This is a genomic window from Rhodococcus olei, assembly GCF_039540555.1.
In the GTDB taxonomy this organism is placed as follows: Bacteria; Actinomycetota; Actinomycetes; order Mycobacteriales; family Mycobacteriaceae; genus Rhodococcus_G; species Rhodococcus_G olei.
Map to the genome: position 1 here is coordinate 163,402 of NZ_BAABFB010000023.1, position 16,838 is coordinate 180,239.

The 16,838-nt window shown below is 70.8% G+C and carries 15 protein-coding genes; 13 read left to right on the forward strand and 2 right to left on the reverse strand.

The features are described from left to right. The first annotated feature begins 283 nt into the window (after window positions 1-283). The 4 genes from dop (at window position 284) to prcA (ending at window position 3,777) form a co-directional block, all read left to right on the forward strand. Entirely contained in the window at window positions 284-1,783 is a 1,500-nt protein-coding gene (gene dop / locus ABD951_RS05390; RefSeq protein ID WP_345342717.1) for a depupylase/deamidase Dop, read from the forward strand. A gap of 124 nt (window positions 1,784-1,907) precedes the next feature. Beyond that, entirely contained in the window at window positions 1,908-2,102 is a 195-nt protein-coding gene (locus ABD951_RS05395) for a ubiquitin-like protein Pup (RefSeq protein ID WP_345342718.1), read from the forward strand. Further along, on the forward strand, window positions 2,099-2,986 hold the full coding sequence (gene prcB / locus ABD951_RS05400) for a proteasome subunit beta (protein ID WP_345342719.1): 888 nt from the start codon (window positions 2,099-2,101) through the stop codon (window positions 2,984-2,986). The genes ABD951_RS05395 and prcB overlap by 4 nt, the downstream gene beginning before the upstream one ends. Continuing rightward, window positions 2,983-3,777 (forward strand): proteasome subunit alpha, encoded by a 795-nt coding sequence (gene prcA, locus ABD951_RS05405; protein WP_345342720.1) that lies wholly within the window; start codon window positions 2,983-2,985, stop codon window positions 3,775-3,777. The genes prcB and prcA overlap by 4 nt, the downstream gene beginning before the upstream one ends. Here the strand turns inward: prcA and ABD951_RS05410 are convergent. After that, on the reverse strand, window positions 3,774-5,192 hold the full coding sequence (locus tag ABD951_RS05410; RefSeq protein ID WP_345342771.1) for a bifunctional phosphatase PAP2/diacylglycerol kinase family protein: 1,419 nt from the start codon (window positions 5,190-5,192) through the stop codon (window positions 3,774-3,776). The two genes, prcA and ABD951_RS05410, sit on opposite strands and share 4 nt — an antisense overlap. 117 nt (window positions 5,193-5,309) lie before the next feature. Here ABD951_RS05410 and pafA point away from each other — a divergent pair, with 117 nt between their 5' ends. The 7 genes from pafA (at window position 5,310) to ABD951_RS05445 (ending at window position 13,626) form a co-directional block, all read left to right on the forward strand. After that, entirely contained in the window at window positions 5,310-6,668 is a 1,359-nt protein-coding gene (gene pafA, locus ABD951_RS05415; protein WP_345342721.1) for a Pup--protein ligase, read from the forward strand. Window positions 6,669-6,694: 26 nt separating this feature from the next. Then, window positions 6,695-7,681 carry a helix-turn-helix transcriptional regulator gene (locus ABD951_RS05420; protein ID WP_345342722.1) on the forward strand — a complete coding sequence of 329 codons (987 nt, stop codon included), beginning with the start codon at window positions 6,695-6,697 and terminating at the stop codon, window positions 7,679-7,681. Further along, the gene (locus tag ABD951_RS05425; RefSeq protein ID WP_345342723.1) at window positions 7,678-8,646 is read left to right on the forward strand and encodes a helix-turn-helix transcriptional regulator; all 969 of its coding nucleotides are present in this window, start codon (window positions 7,678-7,680) and stop codon (window positions 8,644-8,646) included. Before ABD951_RS05420 ends, ABD951_RS05425 begins: the two co-directional genes overlap by 4 nt. A 72-nt stretch (window positions 8,647-8,718) precedes the next feature. Beyond that, window positions 8,719-8,991, forward strand: coding sequence for a Sec-independent protein translocase subunit TatA (tatA, locus tag ABD951_RS05430; protein WP_345342724.1), 273 nt, complete (start codon window positions 8,719-8,721; stop codon window positions 8,989-8,991). 72 nt (window positions 8,992-9,063) lie between these two features. Further along, the gene (gene tatC, locus ABD951_RS05435; RefSeq protein WP_345342725.1) at window positions 9,064-10,005 is read left to right on the forward strand and encodes a twin-arginine translocase subunit TatC; all 942 of its coding nucleotides are present in this window, start codon (window positions 9,064-9,066) and stop codon (window positions 10,003-10,005) included. Between the two features lie 42 nt (window positions 10,006-10,047). Next, window positions 10,048-12,765: a DEAD/DEAH box helicase gene (locus ABD951_RS05440; RefSeq protein ID WP_345342726.1), complete on the forward strand. Its 2,718-nt coding sequence runs from the start codon at window positions 10,048-10,050 to the stop codon at window positions 12,763-12,765. 114 nt (window positions 12,766-12,879) lie between these two features. After that, window positions 12,880-13,626, forward strand: coding sequence for a DUF4333 domain-containing protein (locus ABD951_RS05445; protein WP_345342727.1), 747 nt, complete (start codon window positions 12,880-12,882; stop codon window positions 13,624-13,626). Between the two features lie 9 nt (window positions 13,627-13,635). Here ABD951_RS05445 and ABD951_RS05450 read toward each other — a convergent pair whose 3' ends face one another. Next, window positions 13,636-14,583 carry a 5'-3' exonuclease gene (locus tag ABD951_RS05450; RefSeq protein WP_345342728.1) on the reverse strand — a complete coding sequence of 316 codons (948 nt, stop codon included), beginning with the start codon at window positions 14,581-14,583 and terminating at the stop codon, window positions 13,636-13,638. 37 nt (window positions 14,584-14,620) lie between these two features. On the opposite strand from ABD951_RS05450, the gene ABD951_RS05455 reads away from it, so the two are divergent. After that, window positions 14,621-15,754 carry a M24 family metallopeptidase gene (locus ABD951_RS05455; protein ID WP_345342729.1) on the forward strand — a complete coding sequence of 378 codons (1,134 nt, stop codon included), beginning with the start codon at window positions 14,621-14,623 and terminating at the stop codon, window positions 15,752-15,754. Between the two features lie 78 nt (window positions 15,755-15,832). Next, window positions 15,833-16,789, forward strand: coding sequence for a R2-like ligand-binding oxidase (locus ABD951_RS05460; protein ID WP_345342730.1), 957 nt, complete (start codon window positions 15,833-15,835; stop codon window positions 16,787-16,789). Window positions 16,790-16,838 lie beyond the last annotated feature (49 nt).

Genomic DNA, 16,838 nt, shown 5'->3' on the forward strand with positions numbered 1-16,838 from the left:
CACCGGGCATCGAGCGAGGTCCAGGGCCTGTCGAGGTAGGGGAGAGGGTGCCACCGGCAGGCGCCCCGGATGTCTCGACGGGGCCGAGCGCAGCAGGCAATCCAGGAGTGATCGTCCCCTGACAGTGCGCGCCACCACCTGCAATAATGTCATAACGCAACTTATCGGCACAAAAGTTCGGCTCCGGTTTCCCTCCCGCCTCACCACACGACACCGCCCCGACACGGCCGGGCCCGGGCGCTGCCTTCCGTGTGGTGCCGCCCGACGTTCTAGGCTCGACGCCATGCAGCGGATCATCGGAATCGAGGTCGAGTACGGGATTTCCTCCCCGTCGGAGCCGACGGCGAATCCCATCCTGACCTCCACCCAGGCGGTGCTCGCATACGCGGCCGCCGCCGGCGTACCTCGGGCCAAGCGGACACGCTGGGACTACGAGGTGGAATCGCCCCTGCGGGACGCCCGGGGATTCGATCTCGGGCGATTCAACGGTCCGGCCCCGGTGATCGACGCCGACGAGGTCGGCGCGGCCAACATGATCCTCACCAACGGCGCTCGGCTGTACGTCGACCACGCGCACCCGGAGTACTCGGCGCCGGAGGTGACCGACCCGCTCGACGCGGTGATCTGGGACAAGGCGGGGGAGCGGGTGATGGAGGCCGCCGCGCGGCACGCGTCGAGCGTGCCCGGTGCGCCGCGCCTGCAGCTGTACAAGAACAACGTCGACGGCAAGGGCGCGTCGTACGGCACCCACGAGAACTACCTGTGCTCGCGGGAGACGCCGTTCTCGGCGATCATCGCCGGTCTGACGCCGTTCTTCGCGTCGCGGCAGGTGATCACCGGGTCGGGCCGGGTCGGGATCGGGCAGTCGGGCGACGAGGCCGGCTTCCAGCTGTCGCAGCGCGCCGACTACATCGAGGTCGAGGTCGGTCTGGAGACCACGCTCAAGCGCGGCATCATCAACACCCGCGACGAGCCGCACGCGGACGCCGAGAAGTACCGCCGCCTGCACGTGATCATCGGGGACGCGAACCTCGCCGAGTGGTCGACGTACCTCAAGGTCGGAACGACGGCGCTGGTGCTCGACCTGATCGAGGCCGGGGTCGATCTGTCCGACCTGCAGCTGGCCCGGCCGGTCACGGCCGTGCACCAGATCAGCCACGATCCGACCCTGCGGCGGACGGTCGCCCTCGCCGACGGCCGGGAGATGACCGGTCTTGCGCTGCAGCGGATCTACCAGGAGCGGGTCGCGAAGTTCGTCGAGCAGGAGGGGGCCGGCGACCCCCGCGTGCGCGACATCCTCGACAAGTGGGCGACCGTGCTCGACCTGCTCGAGCGCGACCCGATGGAATGCGCGCACCTGCTGGACTGGCCCGCGAAACTGCGGATCCTCGAGGGCTTCCGCAACCGGGAGGGGCTGGCGTGGTCGGCGCCGAAGCTGCACATGCTCGACCTGCAGTACTCGGATGTCCGACTCGACAAGGGTCTGTACAACCGCCTCGTCGCGCGTGGGTCGATCGAACGGCTGGTCACCGAGCAGAGCGTTCTCGACGCCATCCACAACCCACCGACCGACACCCGGGCCTATTTCCGTGGCGAGTGCCTGCGGCGGTTCGGAGCCGACATCGCGGCCGCGAGCTGGGACTCGGTGATCTTCGATCTGGGTCGTGACTCCCTCGTCCGGATCCCGACTCTGGAGCCGCTGCGCGGCAGCAAGGCGCACGTCGGAGCGTTGCTCGAGGCCGCGGATTCGGCGGCCGACCTGGTCGATCAGCTGACCACGTGACCCGAAAGTCACGACACGACTGCGAATCGGCCGACCGCCGGTCCCGATCGGTAGGGTGAAGGTCCGAGCACGAGCGCACACTGGTGTGCAGGTGCAGTGCACGAGAACGAGGAGGTCGGCGGCTATGGCGCAGGAGCAGACCAAGCGCGGCGGCGGTGGCGACGACGACGATGCCGCCATCGGCGACGCGGGCGCGGGTCAGGAACGTCGGGAGAAGCTTGCGGAGGACACGGACGATCTGCTCGACGAGATCGACGACGTCCTCGAGGAGAACGCCGAGGACTTCGTGCGCGCGTACGTGCAAAAGGGCGGCCAGTGACGCCGGATTCCCCGGCGGCGCGCTCGGTGGCGGGGGGCGGGGTGCTGCGGTTCGACTCGCAGCTGTCCTCGTTCACGGAGCATCTGCGTGCCCATGCGCCGGAGCTTTTGCCGGAGAACCGATTCGATCTCGGTCCACTGTCCGGAGGAAGGGGTGAGCCGGTGAACGGGCGGGCGGACATCGCCCCGCACGGCACGACGATCGTGGCGTTGACCTTCGCCGAAGGCGTTCTGATCGCCGGCGACCGTCGGGCCACGATGGGCAACATGATCGCCAGCCGCGACGTCGAGAAGGTGTACGTCACCGACGACTACTCGGCGGCCGGGATCGCCGGTACCGCGGGCGTCGCCATCGAACTGGTCCGGCTGTTCGCGGTCGAACTCGAGCACTACGAGAAGATCGAGGGCGTGCCGCTCACGTTCGACGGCAAGGCCAATCGGCTCTCGTCGATGGTCCGTGGCAATCTCGGTGCGGCGATGCAGGGTTTGGCCGTGGTGCCGCTGCTGGTCGGATACGACCTGGACACCGCCGAGCCCGCCAAGGCCGGCCGGATCGTCTCGTACGACATGGTCGGTGGCCGGTACGAGGAACGCGCCGGCTATCACGCGGTCGGGTCGGGTTCGCTGTTCGCGAAGTCGTCGCTCAAGAAGATCCACGACCCCGCGGCCGACGAGGCGGGTGCGCTGCGCACGGCGGTCGAGGCGCTGTACGACGCCGCGGACGACGACTCCGCGACCGGTGGTCCCGACCTGACCCGGGGGATCTACCCGACGGCGATCGTGATCACCTCCGACGGCGCCGAGGTCGTCGCGGAGGACCGGCTCGCCGACTTCGCCCGGGCCGTGATCGCCGACCGCACCGAGAAGGCAGGTGACACGCCGTGACGATGCCGTACTACGCCTCCGCCGAGCAGATCATGCGCGATCGCTCGGAGCTGGCGCGCAAGGGTATTGCGCGTGGCCGCAGCGTGATCGCGCTGATCTACGCGGACGGTGTGCTGTTCGTCGCCGAGAACCCGTCGTCGTCGCTGCACAAGGTCAGCGAGCTCTACGACCGGCTCGGTTTCGCGGCCGTGGGCAAGTACAACGAGTTCGAGAACCTGCGGCGCGCCGGCATCATGCACGCCGACATGCGTGGCTACTCCTACGACCGCCGCGACGTCACCGGACGTTCGATCGCGAACGCGTACGCGCAGACGCTCGGCACCATCTTCACCGAGCAACCGAAGCCGTACGAGGTCGAACTGTGCGTCGCGGAGGTCGGACGGGTCGCACAGCCGCGGCACGCGCAGCTGTACCGGATAACCTACGACGGGTCGATCGTCGACGAGAACCACTTCGTCGTGATGGGCGGCGCCACCGAACCGATCGCGACAGCGCTCAAGGCGTCGTACGAGGAGGGCATGCCCCTCGCGAAGGCGGTCGCGGTGGCGGTCGACGCGCTGCAGATCGGCACCGCGCACCCGGGCAACGGCGAGGCCGAACGGCGCCGGATCGGCGTCGAGTCCCTCGAGGTCGCGGTGCTCGACCAGAACCGTCCGCGACGTGCCTTCCGTCGACTGACCGGGTCCACCCTGGAGTCCTTGCTTCCGGTCGTCGCGACACCGACCGAGGCCACCGGCGCGCAGGACACCGAATCGACGGACACCACCGACGCGGGCGGGGACGCCGGCTAGGGCCGGCGGTAGAGCAGCACCCGCCCGGGCTCACTCCGGAATTCGAACCGGCGGCCGTCGGCGACAACCTCGCCGTCGGCCGCCAGCGCGACCGGCTCGCCGACGATGCCGACGGACACCGCGGGAACGCGCTGCTGCGTGTACGTGTCCGACGTCGCGAGGGTGCCGGTCAGCGCCGCCCCGACCAGCCTCAGCCGGGACCACCGACGGTCCGCGGGCAGGAAGCGGACGTCGAGGGTGCCCTCGTTGATGGCCGGCCGGGACATCGGCACCTGGTCGGCGGGAGCGTACCGGCCGTTGCCGACGAACAGCATCCACACCGAGTGACGGGCACCGTCGATCGTCACGGTCAGCGGTTGCGCCGAGGCGAGGACACGGGTCATCGCGACCGCGGCCGCCGGCCACTTGCCGTATCGGGGTTCCCACCGCTCCCGCAGCCGGACCGTGTCCGGGTAGCCGCCCAGGCTCGACGTGTTGACGAACGCGGTCTCCGTGCCGCCGTCGACGCGGACGGCGCCCAGGTCGACCAGCTCGATGCTGCCGTCCGAGATCGCCTGCGCCGTCGAGGAAACGTCGCCGACCCCCGCGTCGCGGGCGAAGTGGTTGAGCGTCCCGCCGGGGAACACCGCGATCGGCAGGTCGTGCCGCACGGCCGCGTTCGCGACCGTGACCACCGTTCCGTCGCCGCCGCACACGCCGAGCGCGGCCGGGCCGCGGGCGGCGACCACGTCGTCGATCTGGTCGCCGAAGTCCCGGCCGGGATCGAACTCGACCACGGCCGCGCGCGGGAGGTGTTCCTCGACCTCCGCGCGGATCGGGTCGTCCTCGGTACCGGAGCCCGGGTTCACGAAGACGATCATGCCGTCACCGTCCGGCAGGGGCGTCGTCCGGCGCCGACGGCCGAGAGTGGCCGGCTCCTGCTCGCGGACCGCCCACCAGGTGCGCGTTCCGAGGGCCACGGCGGCACCCACCGCCGCGCCCACGATCACGTCGGACGGCCAGTGCACCCCGGTGTGCACGCGCGAGTACGCCACCGCCGCCGCGACGGGAGCGACCGCGGCGCCGGCCAGCGGGTACTCGAGGGCGACCCCGGTGGCGAACGCGGCGGCGGACGCGGAGTGGCCGGACGGGAAGGACGACGAACGGGGGATCGGTACGCCGCGCCGCAGCGTGAACTCGGGGGTGCCCGCCGGCGGGCGTCTTCTGGGCAGCAGCGGTTTGAGGACGGCGTTCGACAGTGCACTCGCGCCGGCCACGGAGAGCATGCCCCGGAGCGCAGCCCGGCGGGCCCTGCGACCGGACAGGCCCAGCCCCGCGGCGAGAACCGCCCACAGGACGCTGTGGTTGGCCGCGGTGGTCAGCGCGCGCAGGCCGGCATCCAGGCGCGACGGCGGCAGATCGGCGCTCAGGCGCATGACGATCCGGTCGGTATTCTTCGCGAAAGATCTCGCTTCGGCCACGTTCTCACCCTACGGACAGAACGCTCGTCGCGAACCCGGTGGCGAAGGCCCGCGGCGTTGTACTGTCGAAGTGTGCAGCGGCGAATCATGGGAATTGAGACCGAGTTCGGTGTGACGTGCACCTTCCACGGTCACAGGCGCCTGAGCCCCGACGAGGTGGCCCGGTACCTGTTCCGTCGGGTGGTGTCCTGGGGTCGCAGCTCGAATGTGTTCCTGCGCAACGGGGCGCGGCTGTACCTCGACGTGGGATCGCATCCCGAGTACGCCACCGCAGAGTGCGACGGGCTGGTCCAGCTCGTCACCCACGACCGCGCCGGTGAGCGCGTGCTCGAGGATCTGCTCGTCGATGCCGAACAGCGACTGGCCGAAGAGGGCATCGGGGGTGACATCTACCTGTTCAAGAACAACACCGACTCGGCGGGCAACTCGTACGGATGCCACGAGAACTTCCTCGTGGTCCGGGCAGGCGAGTTCTCCCGCATCTCGGACGTGTTGCTGCCGTTCCTGGTCACCCGGCAACTCATCTGCGGCGCGGGCAAGGTGCTGCAGACCCCGAAGTCGGCGACCTTCTGCCTGTCGCAGCGAGCCGAGCACATCTGGGAGGGCGTCTCGTCCGCCACCACCCGGTCCCGGCCGATCATCAACACGCGCGACGAGCCGCACGCCGACGCCGAGAAGTACCGCCGGCTGCACGTCATCGTCGGCGACTCGAACATGTCCGAGACCACCACGATGCTCAAGGTCGGCAGCGCGGCGCTGGTCCTGGAGATGATCGAGGCCGGCGTCTCGTTCCGCGACTTCGCACTCGACAACCCGATCCGCGCGATCCGGGAGGTCAGTCACGACCTGACTGGCCGACGCCCGGTCCGCCTCGCCGGCGGGCGCCAGGCCAGTGCGCTCGACATCCAGCGTGAGTACCACGCGCGGGCCGTCGAACACCTGCACAACCGGGAACCCGACCCGCAGGTCGCGCAGGTCGTCGAGCTGTGGGGGCGGGTGCTCGACGCCGTCGAGTCGCAGGACTTCGCGAAGGTCGACACCGAGGTCGACTGGGTGATGAAGCGCAAGCTGTTCCAGCGCTACCAGGACAAGCACAACCTCGAGTTGTCCGACCCCAGGATCGCGCAGCTCGACCTCGCGTACCACGACATCAAACGGGGTCGCGGCGTGTTCGACCTGCTGCAGCGCAAGGGACTCGCCAAGCGGGTCACCGAGGACGACCAGATCGACGCGGCGGTGAACACGCCGCCGCAGACGACCCGCGCCAAGCTGCGGGGCGACTTCATCGCGGCCGCGCAGGACGCGGGCCGGGACTTCACCGTCGACTGGGTACACCTCAAGCTCAACGACCAGGCCCAGCGGACGGTGCTGTGCAAGGACCCGTTCCGGGCCGTCGACGAGCGCGTCGAACGGCTGATCGCCTCGATGTAGGGGCCCTGCCGTTAGGCTGCTGCACCGTGGCGACCAGCAAAGTCGAGCGGCTGATGAACCTCGTCATCTGCCTGCTCTCGACCCGGCAGTTCCTGACGGCGGAGAAGATCCGTCAGAGCGTGGCCGGCTACGAGGAGTCGGCGAGCGACGAGGCGTTCAGCCGCATGTTCGAGCGGGACAAGAACGAGCTGCGGGACCTCGGCGTGCCGCTCGAGACCGGCCAGGCGTCGCGGTTCGGGACGATCGAGGGCTATCGGATCAGCCCGGAGGCCTACGCACTGCCGGAGATCGACCTGACCAGTGAGGAGTCCGCCGCGGTCGCGATCGCGGTCCGGTTGCTCGAATCACCCGAGCTGACGGCGGCCGCGCAGGGCGCGGTCCTGAAGCTGCGAGCCGCCGGTGTCGTCGTCGACCAGGAGTCCGCGTCGGCGCTGTTCACCGCGCTGCCGGCGCGGATCCGCGGCTCGGAACCGGTGCTCGAGCAGGTGCTCGCGGCGCTCGAGGCGGGCCGCGCGATTCGGTTCGAGCACCGCTCCGCCGCGAATGCGCCGTTCGTCACCCGCACGGTCGAACCGTGGGGTGTGGTCACCCACGACGGGCGCTGGTACCTGGTCGGGCACGACCGCGACCGGCAGGCGACCCGCACGTTCCGGCTGTCGCGGATCGGTGAGCCGGTGACCGCGTTCGGTCCCGCCGGCGCGGTGCACAAGCCGGCCGGTACGGACCTGCGGGCCGTCGTCGCCCGAACGGTCGGCACGGCCGGTGTCTCCGGAACGGCGACCGTGTGGGTACGCGACGGCCGCGCCCAGGAGCTGCGCCGACTCGGCCATGCCACGTCGCCCGGCGACATCGCCGGCCGCACCGGCACCCTGCTCGAGGTACCGGTGCGGTCCCGGGAATGGCTGTCGCGGCTGATCGCCGGATACGGAGAGGACGCCGTCGTGCTGGCACCGGACGGCCTGCGCGACGACGTGATCGCCCGGTTGACCGTGGCGGCGGGGGAGACCCGATGAGCCAGCGGTTGTCGCAGCGGCTGTCCCGACTGCTGAACATGGTCCCGTACTTCGTCGCGAACCCCGGCATCACGAAGGTGGAGGCGGCGGCCGAGCTCGGGGTCACGGTCGCGCAGCTGCAGACCGACCTGAACCAGTTGTGGGTCTGCGGCCTGCCCGGATACGGCCCCGGCGACCTGATCGACCTGTCGTTCGAGGAGGAGACCGTCGAGGTCACCTTCTCGGCCGGGATCGACCGGCCGCTGCGGCTGACGTCCACCGAGGCGACGGCGCTGTTGATCGCGCTGCGGGCACTGGTCGAGCTGCCGGGCACCGCTGACCCGTCGTCGGTGCAGGGAGCGATCGCGAAGATCGAATCCGCCGCCGGGGTCGCGGCCGGCGGGGTGGTGACGAACGCCGGCGGCGACCCCGAACCGGAGAGCCCGGTGGTCGCGACGGTGCGGTCCGCGGTACGACAGGGACATGCCCTCGACATCACCTACTTCTCGGCGTCCCGGGACGCGGTGACCCGCCGTACCGTCGACCCGATCCGGGTCGTGCTCGTCGACAATCACAGCTACCTGCAGGCGTGGTGCCGGCACGCGGACGGGGTGCGGCTGTTCCGCTTCGACCGCATCGACGCGGCCACGGAACTCGACGAGCCCGCACGCGCCCCCGAGGGGGCGTACGCCGAGTCGGCGTCGCTCGACCTGTTCCACGACGACGGCACGCTGCCGCGGGCGCGGCTGCTGATCGCCCCCGACCACGCGTGGGTGATGGACTACTACCCGATGACCGACGTGGTGGTGCGGGCGGACGGCTCCGTCGAGGCGTCGATGCGCTACGCGTCGCAGGAGTGGATGGCCCGGTTGATGGCCGGCTTCGGGACCGGCGTGCAGGTGCTCGGACCGACGGAATTGTCCGAGTCGATCCGGGCGCGGGCGGCGGCGGCGCTGGAGATGTACCGGCAGCCGATCGACCGGTGACTCCGCCCATTCGCCCCCGCCGACACCACCTGTGTCCGGTAGCATCGAGCCAACTGATCTCTGGAGGTTGAAATGGGTGCAATGAGCCCCTGGCACTGGGCCATTGTGGCGCTGGTTGTCGTGATCCTGTTCGGTTCGAAGAAGCTGCCCGACGCGGCCCGCGGCCTCGGTCGCTCGCTGCGCATCTTCAAGAGCGAGGTCAAGGAGATGCAGAACGACGGCGTCTCGACCGCCGCCGCACCGGCTCAGCCGGCCCAGCCGGCCCAGCTGCCCGCGGCCAACCCCGCTCCGGTACCGCAGACCACCGTGGCCGAGACCACGAACCCCGAGCCCAAGGCGTCGTAGACCGAGTACCGAGTGCACCCGGGGTCCCGACGCGCCCCGGGTGACGCCTGAGCAGAACCAGGGCCCGAATCAGTGCGAATCCCCTTCGACCCACGGCGCAGCAGGCGCCGGGTCAACCCCGACGGCACCATGTCGTTGATCGACCACCTCTACGAACTGCGGACGCGGCTGCTGTGGTCGCTTCTCGCGATCGTGGTGACCACCGCGTTCGGCTTCTACTGGTATTCGCACCAGCTGTTCGGGCTCGAGAGTCTCGGCGAGATCCTTCGCGAGCCCTACTGTTCGCTGCCCCCGGAGTCGCGGGCCGCGCTCACCACCGACGGTTCCTGCCGGTTGCTCGCGACCGGGCCGTTCGAGCAGTTCATGCTGCGGTTCAAGGTGGCGTTCACCGCCGGTGTCGTGCTGGCCTGCCCGGTGTGGCTCTACCAGCTGTGGGCGTTCGTCACCCCCGGCCTGTACGCCAAGGAACGCCGCTATGCGATCGGATTCGTCGTCTCGGCGGCGGCGCTGTTCGTCTTCGGCGCGGTGCTCGCCTACCTCGTCGTCTCGAAGGCCCTGCACTTCCTGCTGACGATCGGCGGCGACGTCCAGGTGACAGCCCTCGGCGGCGCCGAGTACTTCGGCTTCGTGATCAACCTGCTGATCATCTTCGGCGTCAGCTTCGAGATCCCGCTGCTGATCGTGGCGCTGAACTTCGCCGGCGTCCTCAGCTACGCGAAGCTCAAGGCCTGGCGACGCGGCCTGATCATGGCGTTGTTCGTGTTCGCGGCCGTCGCCACCCCCGGCCAGGACCCGTTCTCGATGCTCGCGCTCGCTGCGGCGCTGACCGTGTTGTTCGAGCTCGCGGTGCAGATCACGCGCCTCAACGACCGGCGCAAGGCGCGGAGTGCGACCGAGGACTGGGGCGCCCTCTCCGACGACGAGGCGTCCCCGCTCGGCGGATCCGGCGGCCTCGGCACGGCGGAACCGATCGACGCCCCGACCCCGGTGCGGGACTACTCGGACACGCTCTGACGCGGGCGCACCCCGGTCGACCCCGGTCGATAGCCTGACGGGGTGGAACTCGACGTATTCGCGGCGCAACTGAGCTTTCCCCTGGACGCGTTCCAGGACCAGGCCTGCCGGGCACTCGAAGCCGGGCACGGCGTGCTCGTGTGCGCGCCCACCGGTGCGGGCAAGACCGTGATCGGCGAGTTCGCGGTGCATCTCGCGCTGGTCTCGGGGCACAAGTGCTTCTACACGACACCGATCAAGGCGCTGAGCAACCAGAAGTACGCCGACCTCGTCGACCGGTACGGCAAGGCGTCGGTCGGGCTGCTCACCGGCGACGTCAGCATCAACTCCGACGCCCCGGTGGTCGTGATGACCACCGAGGTGCTCCGGAACATGCTGTACGCGGACTCGCCGACCCTCCGGGGACTGTCCCACGTCGTGATGGACGAGGTGCACTACCTCGCCGACCGGTTCCGGGGAGCCGTGTGGGAGGAGGTGATCCTGCACCTGCCCGAGGACGTGCGCCTGGTCAGCCTGTCCGCGACCGTCAGCAACGCCGAGGAGTTCGGCGCCTGGATGGGCACGGTCCGCGGCGACACCGAGGTCATCGTCGACGAGGTGCGCCCGATCCCGCTGTGGCAGCACATGATGGTGGGCCGCCGGCTCTTCGACCTGTTCGACACCCGCGCCAACACGACGGCGCCGGAGACCGGGCGAGCGGCAACCGAGCCGTCGGCGCGGCTGGTCGTCGACCAGGAGCTGGTCCGGTACCTCAAGCAACGCCAGGCACTGGACCGCTACGACTCCTGGCAGCCCCGCGGCCGCGGGCGCGGCCCCGCGCCGAGCTCGTCGAACCGGCCCCTGCCGCGGCCCGAGGTCATCGCCAGGCTCGACGACGAGGGCCTGCTCCCGGCGATCACGTTCATCTTCAGCCGGGCCGGTTGCGACGCCGCGGTGACGCAGTGCCTGCGGTCGCGGCTGCGCCTGACGACCGAGGACCAGGCCGACGAGATCGCCGCGATCATCGACAAGCACACCGGGGATCTGCCGAAGCACGACCTGTCCGTGCTCGGGTACTGGGAGTGGCGCGAAGGGCTCGAGCGCGGCATCGCCGGCCACCACGCCGGCATGCTGCCCGCGTTCCGGCACACCGTCGAGGAACTGTTCGTCAAGGGCCTGGTGCGCGCGGTGTTCGCCACCGAGACCCTCGCGCTGGGCATCAACATGCCCGCCCGCACCGTGGTGCTCGAACGGCTCGTCAAGTTCAACGGCGAGACCCACGCGGACCTGACACCCGGCGAGTACACCCAGCTGACCGGCCGTGCGGGCCGACGCGGCATCGACGTCGAGGGGCACGCCGTCGTGCTCTGGCAGCCGGGGGTCGAGGCCACCGAGGTGGCCGGCCTCGCGTCGACGCGGACGTTCCCGCTGCGCAGCTCCTTCCGCCCCTCGTACAACATGTCGATCAACCTGATCGACCGGATGGGCCCCGGCGAGGCGCGGTCGCTGCTCGAGCGGTCGTTCGCGCAGTTCCAGGCGGACCGGTCGGTGGTCGGCCTCGTGCGGTCGATCGAGCGCGACGAGAAGGCGCTCACCGACCTGCGCGACCAGCTCGGCGGACCGGACAGCGACTTCTTCGAGTACGCGCAACTGCGCGAACGGGTGCGCGAACGGGAACGCCAGCTCGAACGACAGGGCCGGACCGACCGCCGCAAGGACGCGGTGACGTCGCTGACCGCCCTGCGCCGGGGCGATGTGATCGCGATTCCGACCGGCCGCCGGTCCGGGCTGGCGGTGGTCCTCGAGACCGACACCGACCCGACCGATCCGCGGCCCCTGGTGCTCACCGAGGACAAGTGGGCGGGGCGGATCTCGGCGGCCGACTTCCCGGCACCGGCGAGGGCACTCGGGAGCATGCGGCTGCCGCGGCACGTCGAGCACCGCACCGCCCGCACCCGCCGCGACCTGGCGTCGGCGCTGCGCAGCACCGGAATCGTCGCACCCGGCCGGTATTCGAAGCGCAAGTCCCCGGCGGCGAGCGACCGGGAGCTCACGGCGCTGCGGCGCGCGCTGCGCACGCATCCGTGCCACACCGACCCGGACCGTGACCGGCTCAGCCGGATCGGGGAGAAGTACAACCGGCTGGCCCGCGAGACCGAGACGAAACGGCAGAAGGTCGCGGCGACGACGAACTCGCTCGCCCGCACCTTCGACCGGATCCTGCGCCTGCTCACCGAACGCGGCTACATCGCGCCCGGTGGTGCGGTGACCGAACACGGGCACCGGTTGATGCGGTTGTACTCGGAGAGCGACCTGCTGGTCGCGGAGTGCCTCCGGAACGGCACCTGGCGCGGTCTCGCCCCGGCCGAGCTGGCCGCGGTCGTGTCCGCGCTGGTGTTCGAGTCCCGGCAGGACGCCTCGGTCGCCGACCGCGGCCCGACCGCGCCGATCCGGCATGCGCTCGGCGAGACCGTGCAGCTGTGGTCCGCGCTGCGGACCGACGAGGTGCGGCACAAGCTGCCGCTGACCCGCGAGCCGGACCTCGGGTTCGTCACCGCGATCCACAAGTGGGCGGGCGGGGAACCCCTCGTCGACGCACTGCTCGCGGCCGGTGACCGCGGCCAGGCGTTGTCGGCCGGCGACTTCGTGCGGTGGTGCCGGCAGGTGATCGACCTGCTCGACCAGGTGCACCAGACCGCACCCGACGCGCAGGTGCGGTCGGCGGCGGCGAAGGCGGTGGGCGCGATCCGGCGTGGTGTGGTCGCGGTCGACGCCGCCTGATCGACGGTTGTGTGATTGGATTCGCTCGCACTCTCCGCCACCCGGGGGGATCGGGACACAGGTGGCGACAGGGGGGACGTGCGGACAGCGACAGAGTGTGAGTGGAGGCAAGGGATGAGCGGCCCGGGGACGAACGACACCGAGAACGGTCGAACCGGTTCCGACCAGCAGGCGGCGGCGCCCGACGCGGCACCGCCCCAACCGACGGTGGCGATGCCACAGCAGCCGTACCCGCAGTGGGGGCAACAGGCCTGGAGCGCGCAGCCGCAGTACGGTCAGCAGCCCCAGCCGTACGGCCAGCAGCCGTCGCACTACGGACAGCCCCCTCAGTACGGCCAGCAGCCGCCGCAGTACGCCCCCCAGCCGGGCTATCCGCAGCAGCCCTACCCCTACCCCCAGCAGAGGCAGTACCCGCAGCCCGGCTATCCGCAGCCGCCGTCCGGGGAGTTCACGCAGGCGGGCCCGCCCCCGCAGTACGGCCCGCCGCCCGGCTATCCGCAGGCGCAGTACCCCCAGCCGCACCACCCCCAGCCTCCGGCGGCGCCGAAGTCGCGGCGGCCGCTGTGGATCGGACTCGGCGTCGGCGCCGTCCTGGTGATCGCGGCGATCGTCGCCGTCGTCGTGCTCGGTGGCTCGAAAACGCTCGACCGGACGGCCGCGCAGCAGGGCGTCACGCAGGTGCTGACCGAGTCGTACGGGCTGACCGGCGTCGCGGACGTCACCTGCCCGGCGGGCCGCAAGGTCGAGCAGGGTGCGACGTTCACGTGCACGCTGACGGTGAAGGGTCAGCCGCAGCAGGTGACGGTGACCTTCACCGACGACGACGGCACCTACGAGGTCAGCCGGCCGACCGCGCGGTGACCCGGACGGTCACCGCGGCGCGGCGAGCGCCGCGGTGAGCCTGCCGACCGACGCGCCGATGTTCAACTGTTCGGCCAGATCCGCGAGCCGGTCCGAGTCCTTCGGCGTCGCCGGGAGGGTGTCCGGTCCCGACAGTTCCACCGGTGCGTCGACCGCGACCCGCACGACCGGCAGCGCGGCGTCGAGGTAGTCGGCCGATGCGGCGAGCTTGCCGCGAACTCCCTTGGCCAGTCCCGATTCCGGGTCCTCGGCGGCGGCGCGGAGAGCGGCGATGGAGCCGTACTGGAGCAGCAGCGTCGACGCGGTCTTCTCGCCGACCCCCTTGACGCCCGGCAGTCCGTCCGACGGGTCGCCGCGGAGCAGCGCCAACTCGGCGTAGCCGGGACCGGGGCGGTCCGCGGGAACGCCGTACTTCTCGGCGACCTCGGCGGGACCGAACAGCTCGGCCTTCGACAGGCCGCGGCCGACGTAGAGGACCCGCACCGGGACGGGCTCGTCGGTCACGACCTGCAGCAGGTCCCGGTCGCCGCTGACGACGACGGTGGTGTCGTCACGTTCGCGGGCGGCGAGGGTGCCGAGAACGTCGTCGGCCTCGAACCCGACCGCGCCCGCGGTGGCGATGCCTGCGGCGCCGAGGACGTCCATGATCATGTCGACCTGCGGGGTCAGGGTGTCGGGCACCTCCTCGACGTCGGGTCCGGCGTCGTGTTCCTCGGCGACCCGGTGCGCCTTGTACGACGGCACCAGGTCGACGCGGAACTGTGGGCGCCAGTCCAGGTCGAGGCAGACCACCAGCCGGCTCGGCTGGTGCCTCGTGATCAGCGAGGCCACCATGTCGGTGAAGCCGCGGACCGCGTTCACCGGGCGGCCGTCGGTGGCCGTGAACGATTCGGGGAGCGCGTAATACGCGCGGAACCACAGGCTCGCGCCGTCGAGGAGAAGCAGTGGGCCGGTCATGCCGCTCATCCTGCCAAACCCCACTAGCCTGGACCGCATGAGTGCACCGAGCGAGTCCGCGCCCCGCTTTCCGACCGCCGTCTACGCGGGGCGGCTGCGCCGCGCCGCCGAGCTCACGGCGGCCTCCGGGCTGGACGCGCTGCTGATCACTCCGGGCCCCGATCTGAAGTACCTGGTCGGGTCGGGGGCGGCGTCGTTCGAGCGGCTCACCTGCCTGGTGATTCCGGCGGACGGCTCCGCCGCGTCGGTGGTGGTGCCGACGCTGGAACTGGCCGGGTTGGGGGAGTCGGCGATCGGGGACCTCGAGCTGGCGGTGCACGACTGGGTGGACGGCGTCGACCCGTACGCGGTGGTCGGGTCGCTGTTGCCGACTCCGGGTCGCACCGCGGTCGCCGAGGCGATGCCGGCGCTGCACGTCATTCCGCTCACCGCCGCGCTCGGCGCGCCCCCCGTGCTCGCGACCTCGGTGCTGCGGGAACTGCGAATGGTCAAGGACCGGGCGGAGATCGAGGCCCTGCGCCGAGCGGGCGCGGCGATCGACCGGGTGCACGCGCGGATGGGGGAGTGGCTGCGCCCCGGCCGCACCGAGGCGGAGGTCGCCGCCGACATCGCCGCCGCGATCGTCGAGGAGGGCCACACCGGCGCGGAATTCGTGATCGTCGGGTCGGGCCCGCACGGCGCCGACCCGCACCACGAGGTGTCCGACCGCGTCGTCCAGGCCGGCGACGTCGTGGTCGTCGACATCGGCGGACCCGTTGCGCCGGGCTACAACTCGGACAGCACGCGCACCTACAGCATCGGCGAACCGGCTCCCGACGTGGCGGCCAAGGTCGCGGTCCTCGAGCGGGCGCAGCGGGCGGCGGTCGAGGCGGTGCGGCCGGGCGTGACCGCTGAGGCGGTGGACGCGGCGGCCCGCGACGTCCTCGGCGCGGAGGGCCTGGCGCAGGTGTTCGTGCACCGCACCGGGCACGGGATCGGGCTGTCGGTGCACGAGGAGCCGTACATCGTGGCCGGCAACCGCACCGAACTGGTCGAGGGGATGGCGTTCAGCATCGAACCGGGCATCTACTTCCGCGGCGACTGGGGCGCCCGGATCGAGGACATCGTCGTGGTGACCGCGGACGGCTGCGAGCCGATGAACACCCGCCCCCACGGACTCACAGTGCTGTAAGTCCGTCGGGACCGCGCACGGGGCGCCTAAGGTGTGAGTCAGGACACATTCACCGCGACGCCGTGAGGACGTGCCGCCATGACCGCTTCCCCGCTCACCCGCCAAGGATTCGGCTCGATCAGGTCCGGTGGGCTCAACTGGGACTCCTTCCCGCTGCGCCTGTTCGCGAAGGGCAACGCGCACTTCTGGGATCCGCTGTCGATCGACTTCGGCCGGGACGCCGAGGACTGGCAGGGGCTGACCAGCGAACAGCAGCGCAGCGCCACCTACCTGTGCACGCAGTTCATCGCCGGGGAGGAGGCCGTCACCGAGGACATCCAGCCGTTCATGCGGGCGATGGCCGCCGAGGGCCGGCTCGGCGACGAGATGTACCTGACCCAGTTCTGCTTCGAGGAGGCCAAACACACCCAGGTCTTCCGGTTGTGGATGGACGCGGTGGGCCTGACCGGGGACCTGCACCCGTACGTCGCCGAGAACCCCTACTACCGGCAGTTGTTCTACGAGGAGCTGCCGGGGTCGCTGCGGGTGCTCGAGTCCGATCCGAGCCCGGCGAACCAGGTCCGCGCGTCGGTCACCTACAACCACGTGATCGAGGGCAGCCTCGCGTTGACCGGGTACTTCGCGTGGCAGAAGGTGTGCACGGAGTGGAACATCCTGCCCGGCATGGTGGAACTGGTCCGTCAGATCGGGAACGACGAACGTCGGCACATGGCGTGGGGCACGTTCACCTGCCGGCGCCACGTGGCCGCCGACGACCGCAACTGGGACGTCGTGCAGCAGCGGATGACCGAACTGATGCCGTTGGCGCTCGGCATGATCAACTGGGTCAACGACCAGTTCGAGGTGCAGCCGTTCGGCCTCGACAACGACGAGTTCGTCGCGTACGCCGCGGACCGCGCGCAGCGACGCCTCGGCGCGATCGAGTCGGCGCGGGGGCGTCCGGTCGCCGAGATCGACCTCGACTACACGCCGGAAACGCTCGAGGAGAAGTTCGGTCAGGAGGACGCCGCCTCGTTCGCGGAGTCGACCCGGTAGTCACCGGGCGACCCCGACAGCCGTCTTCGCCACGGCCGCCCGGCGGTGA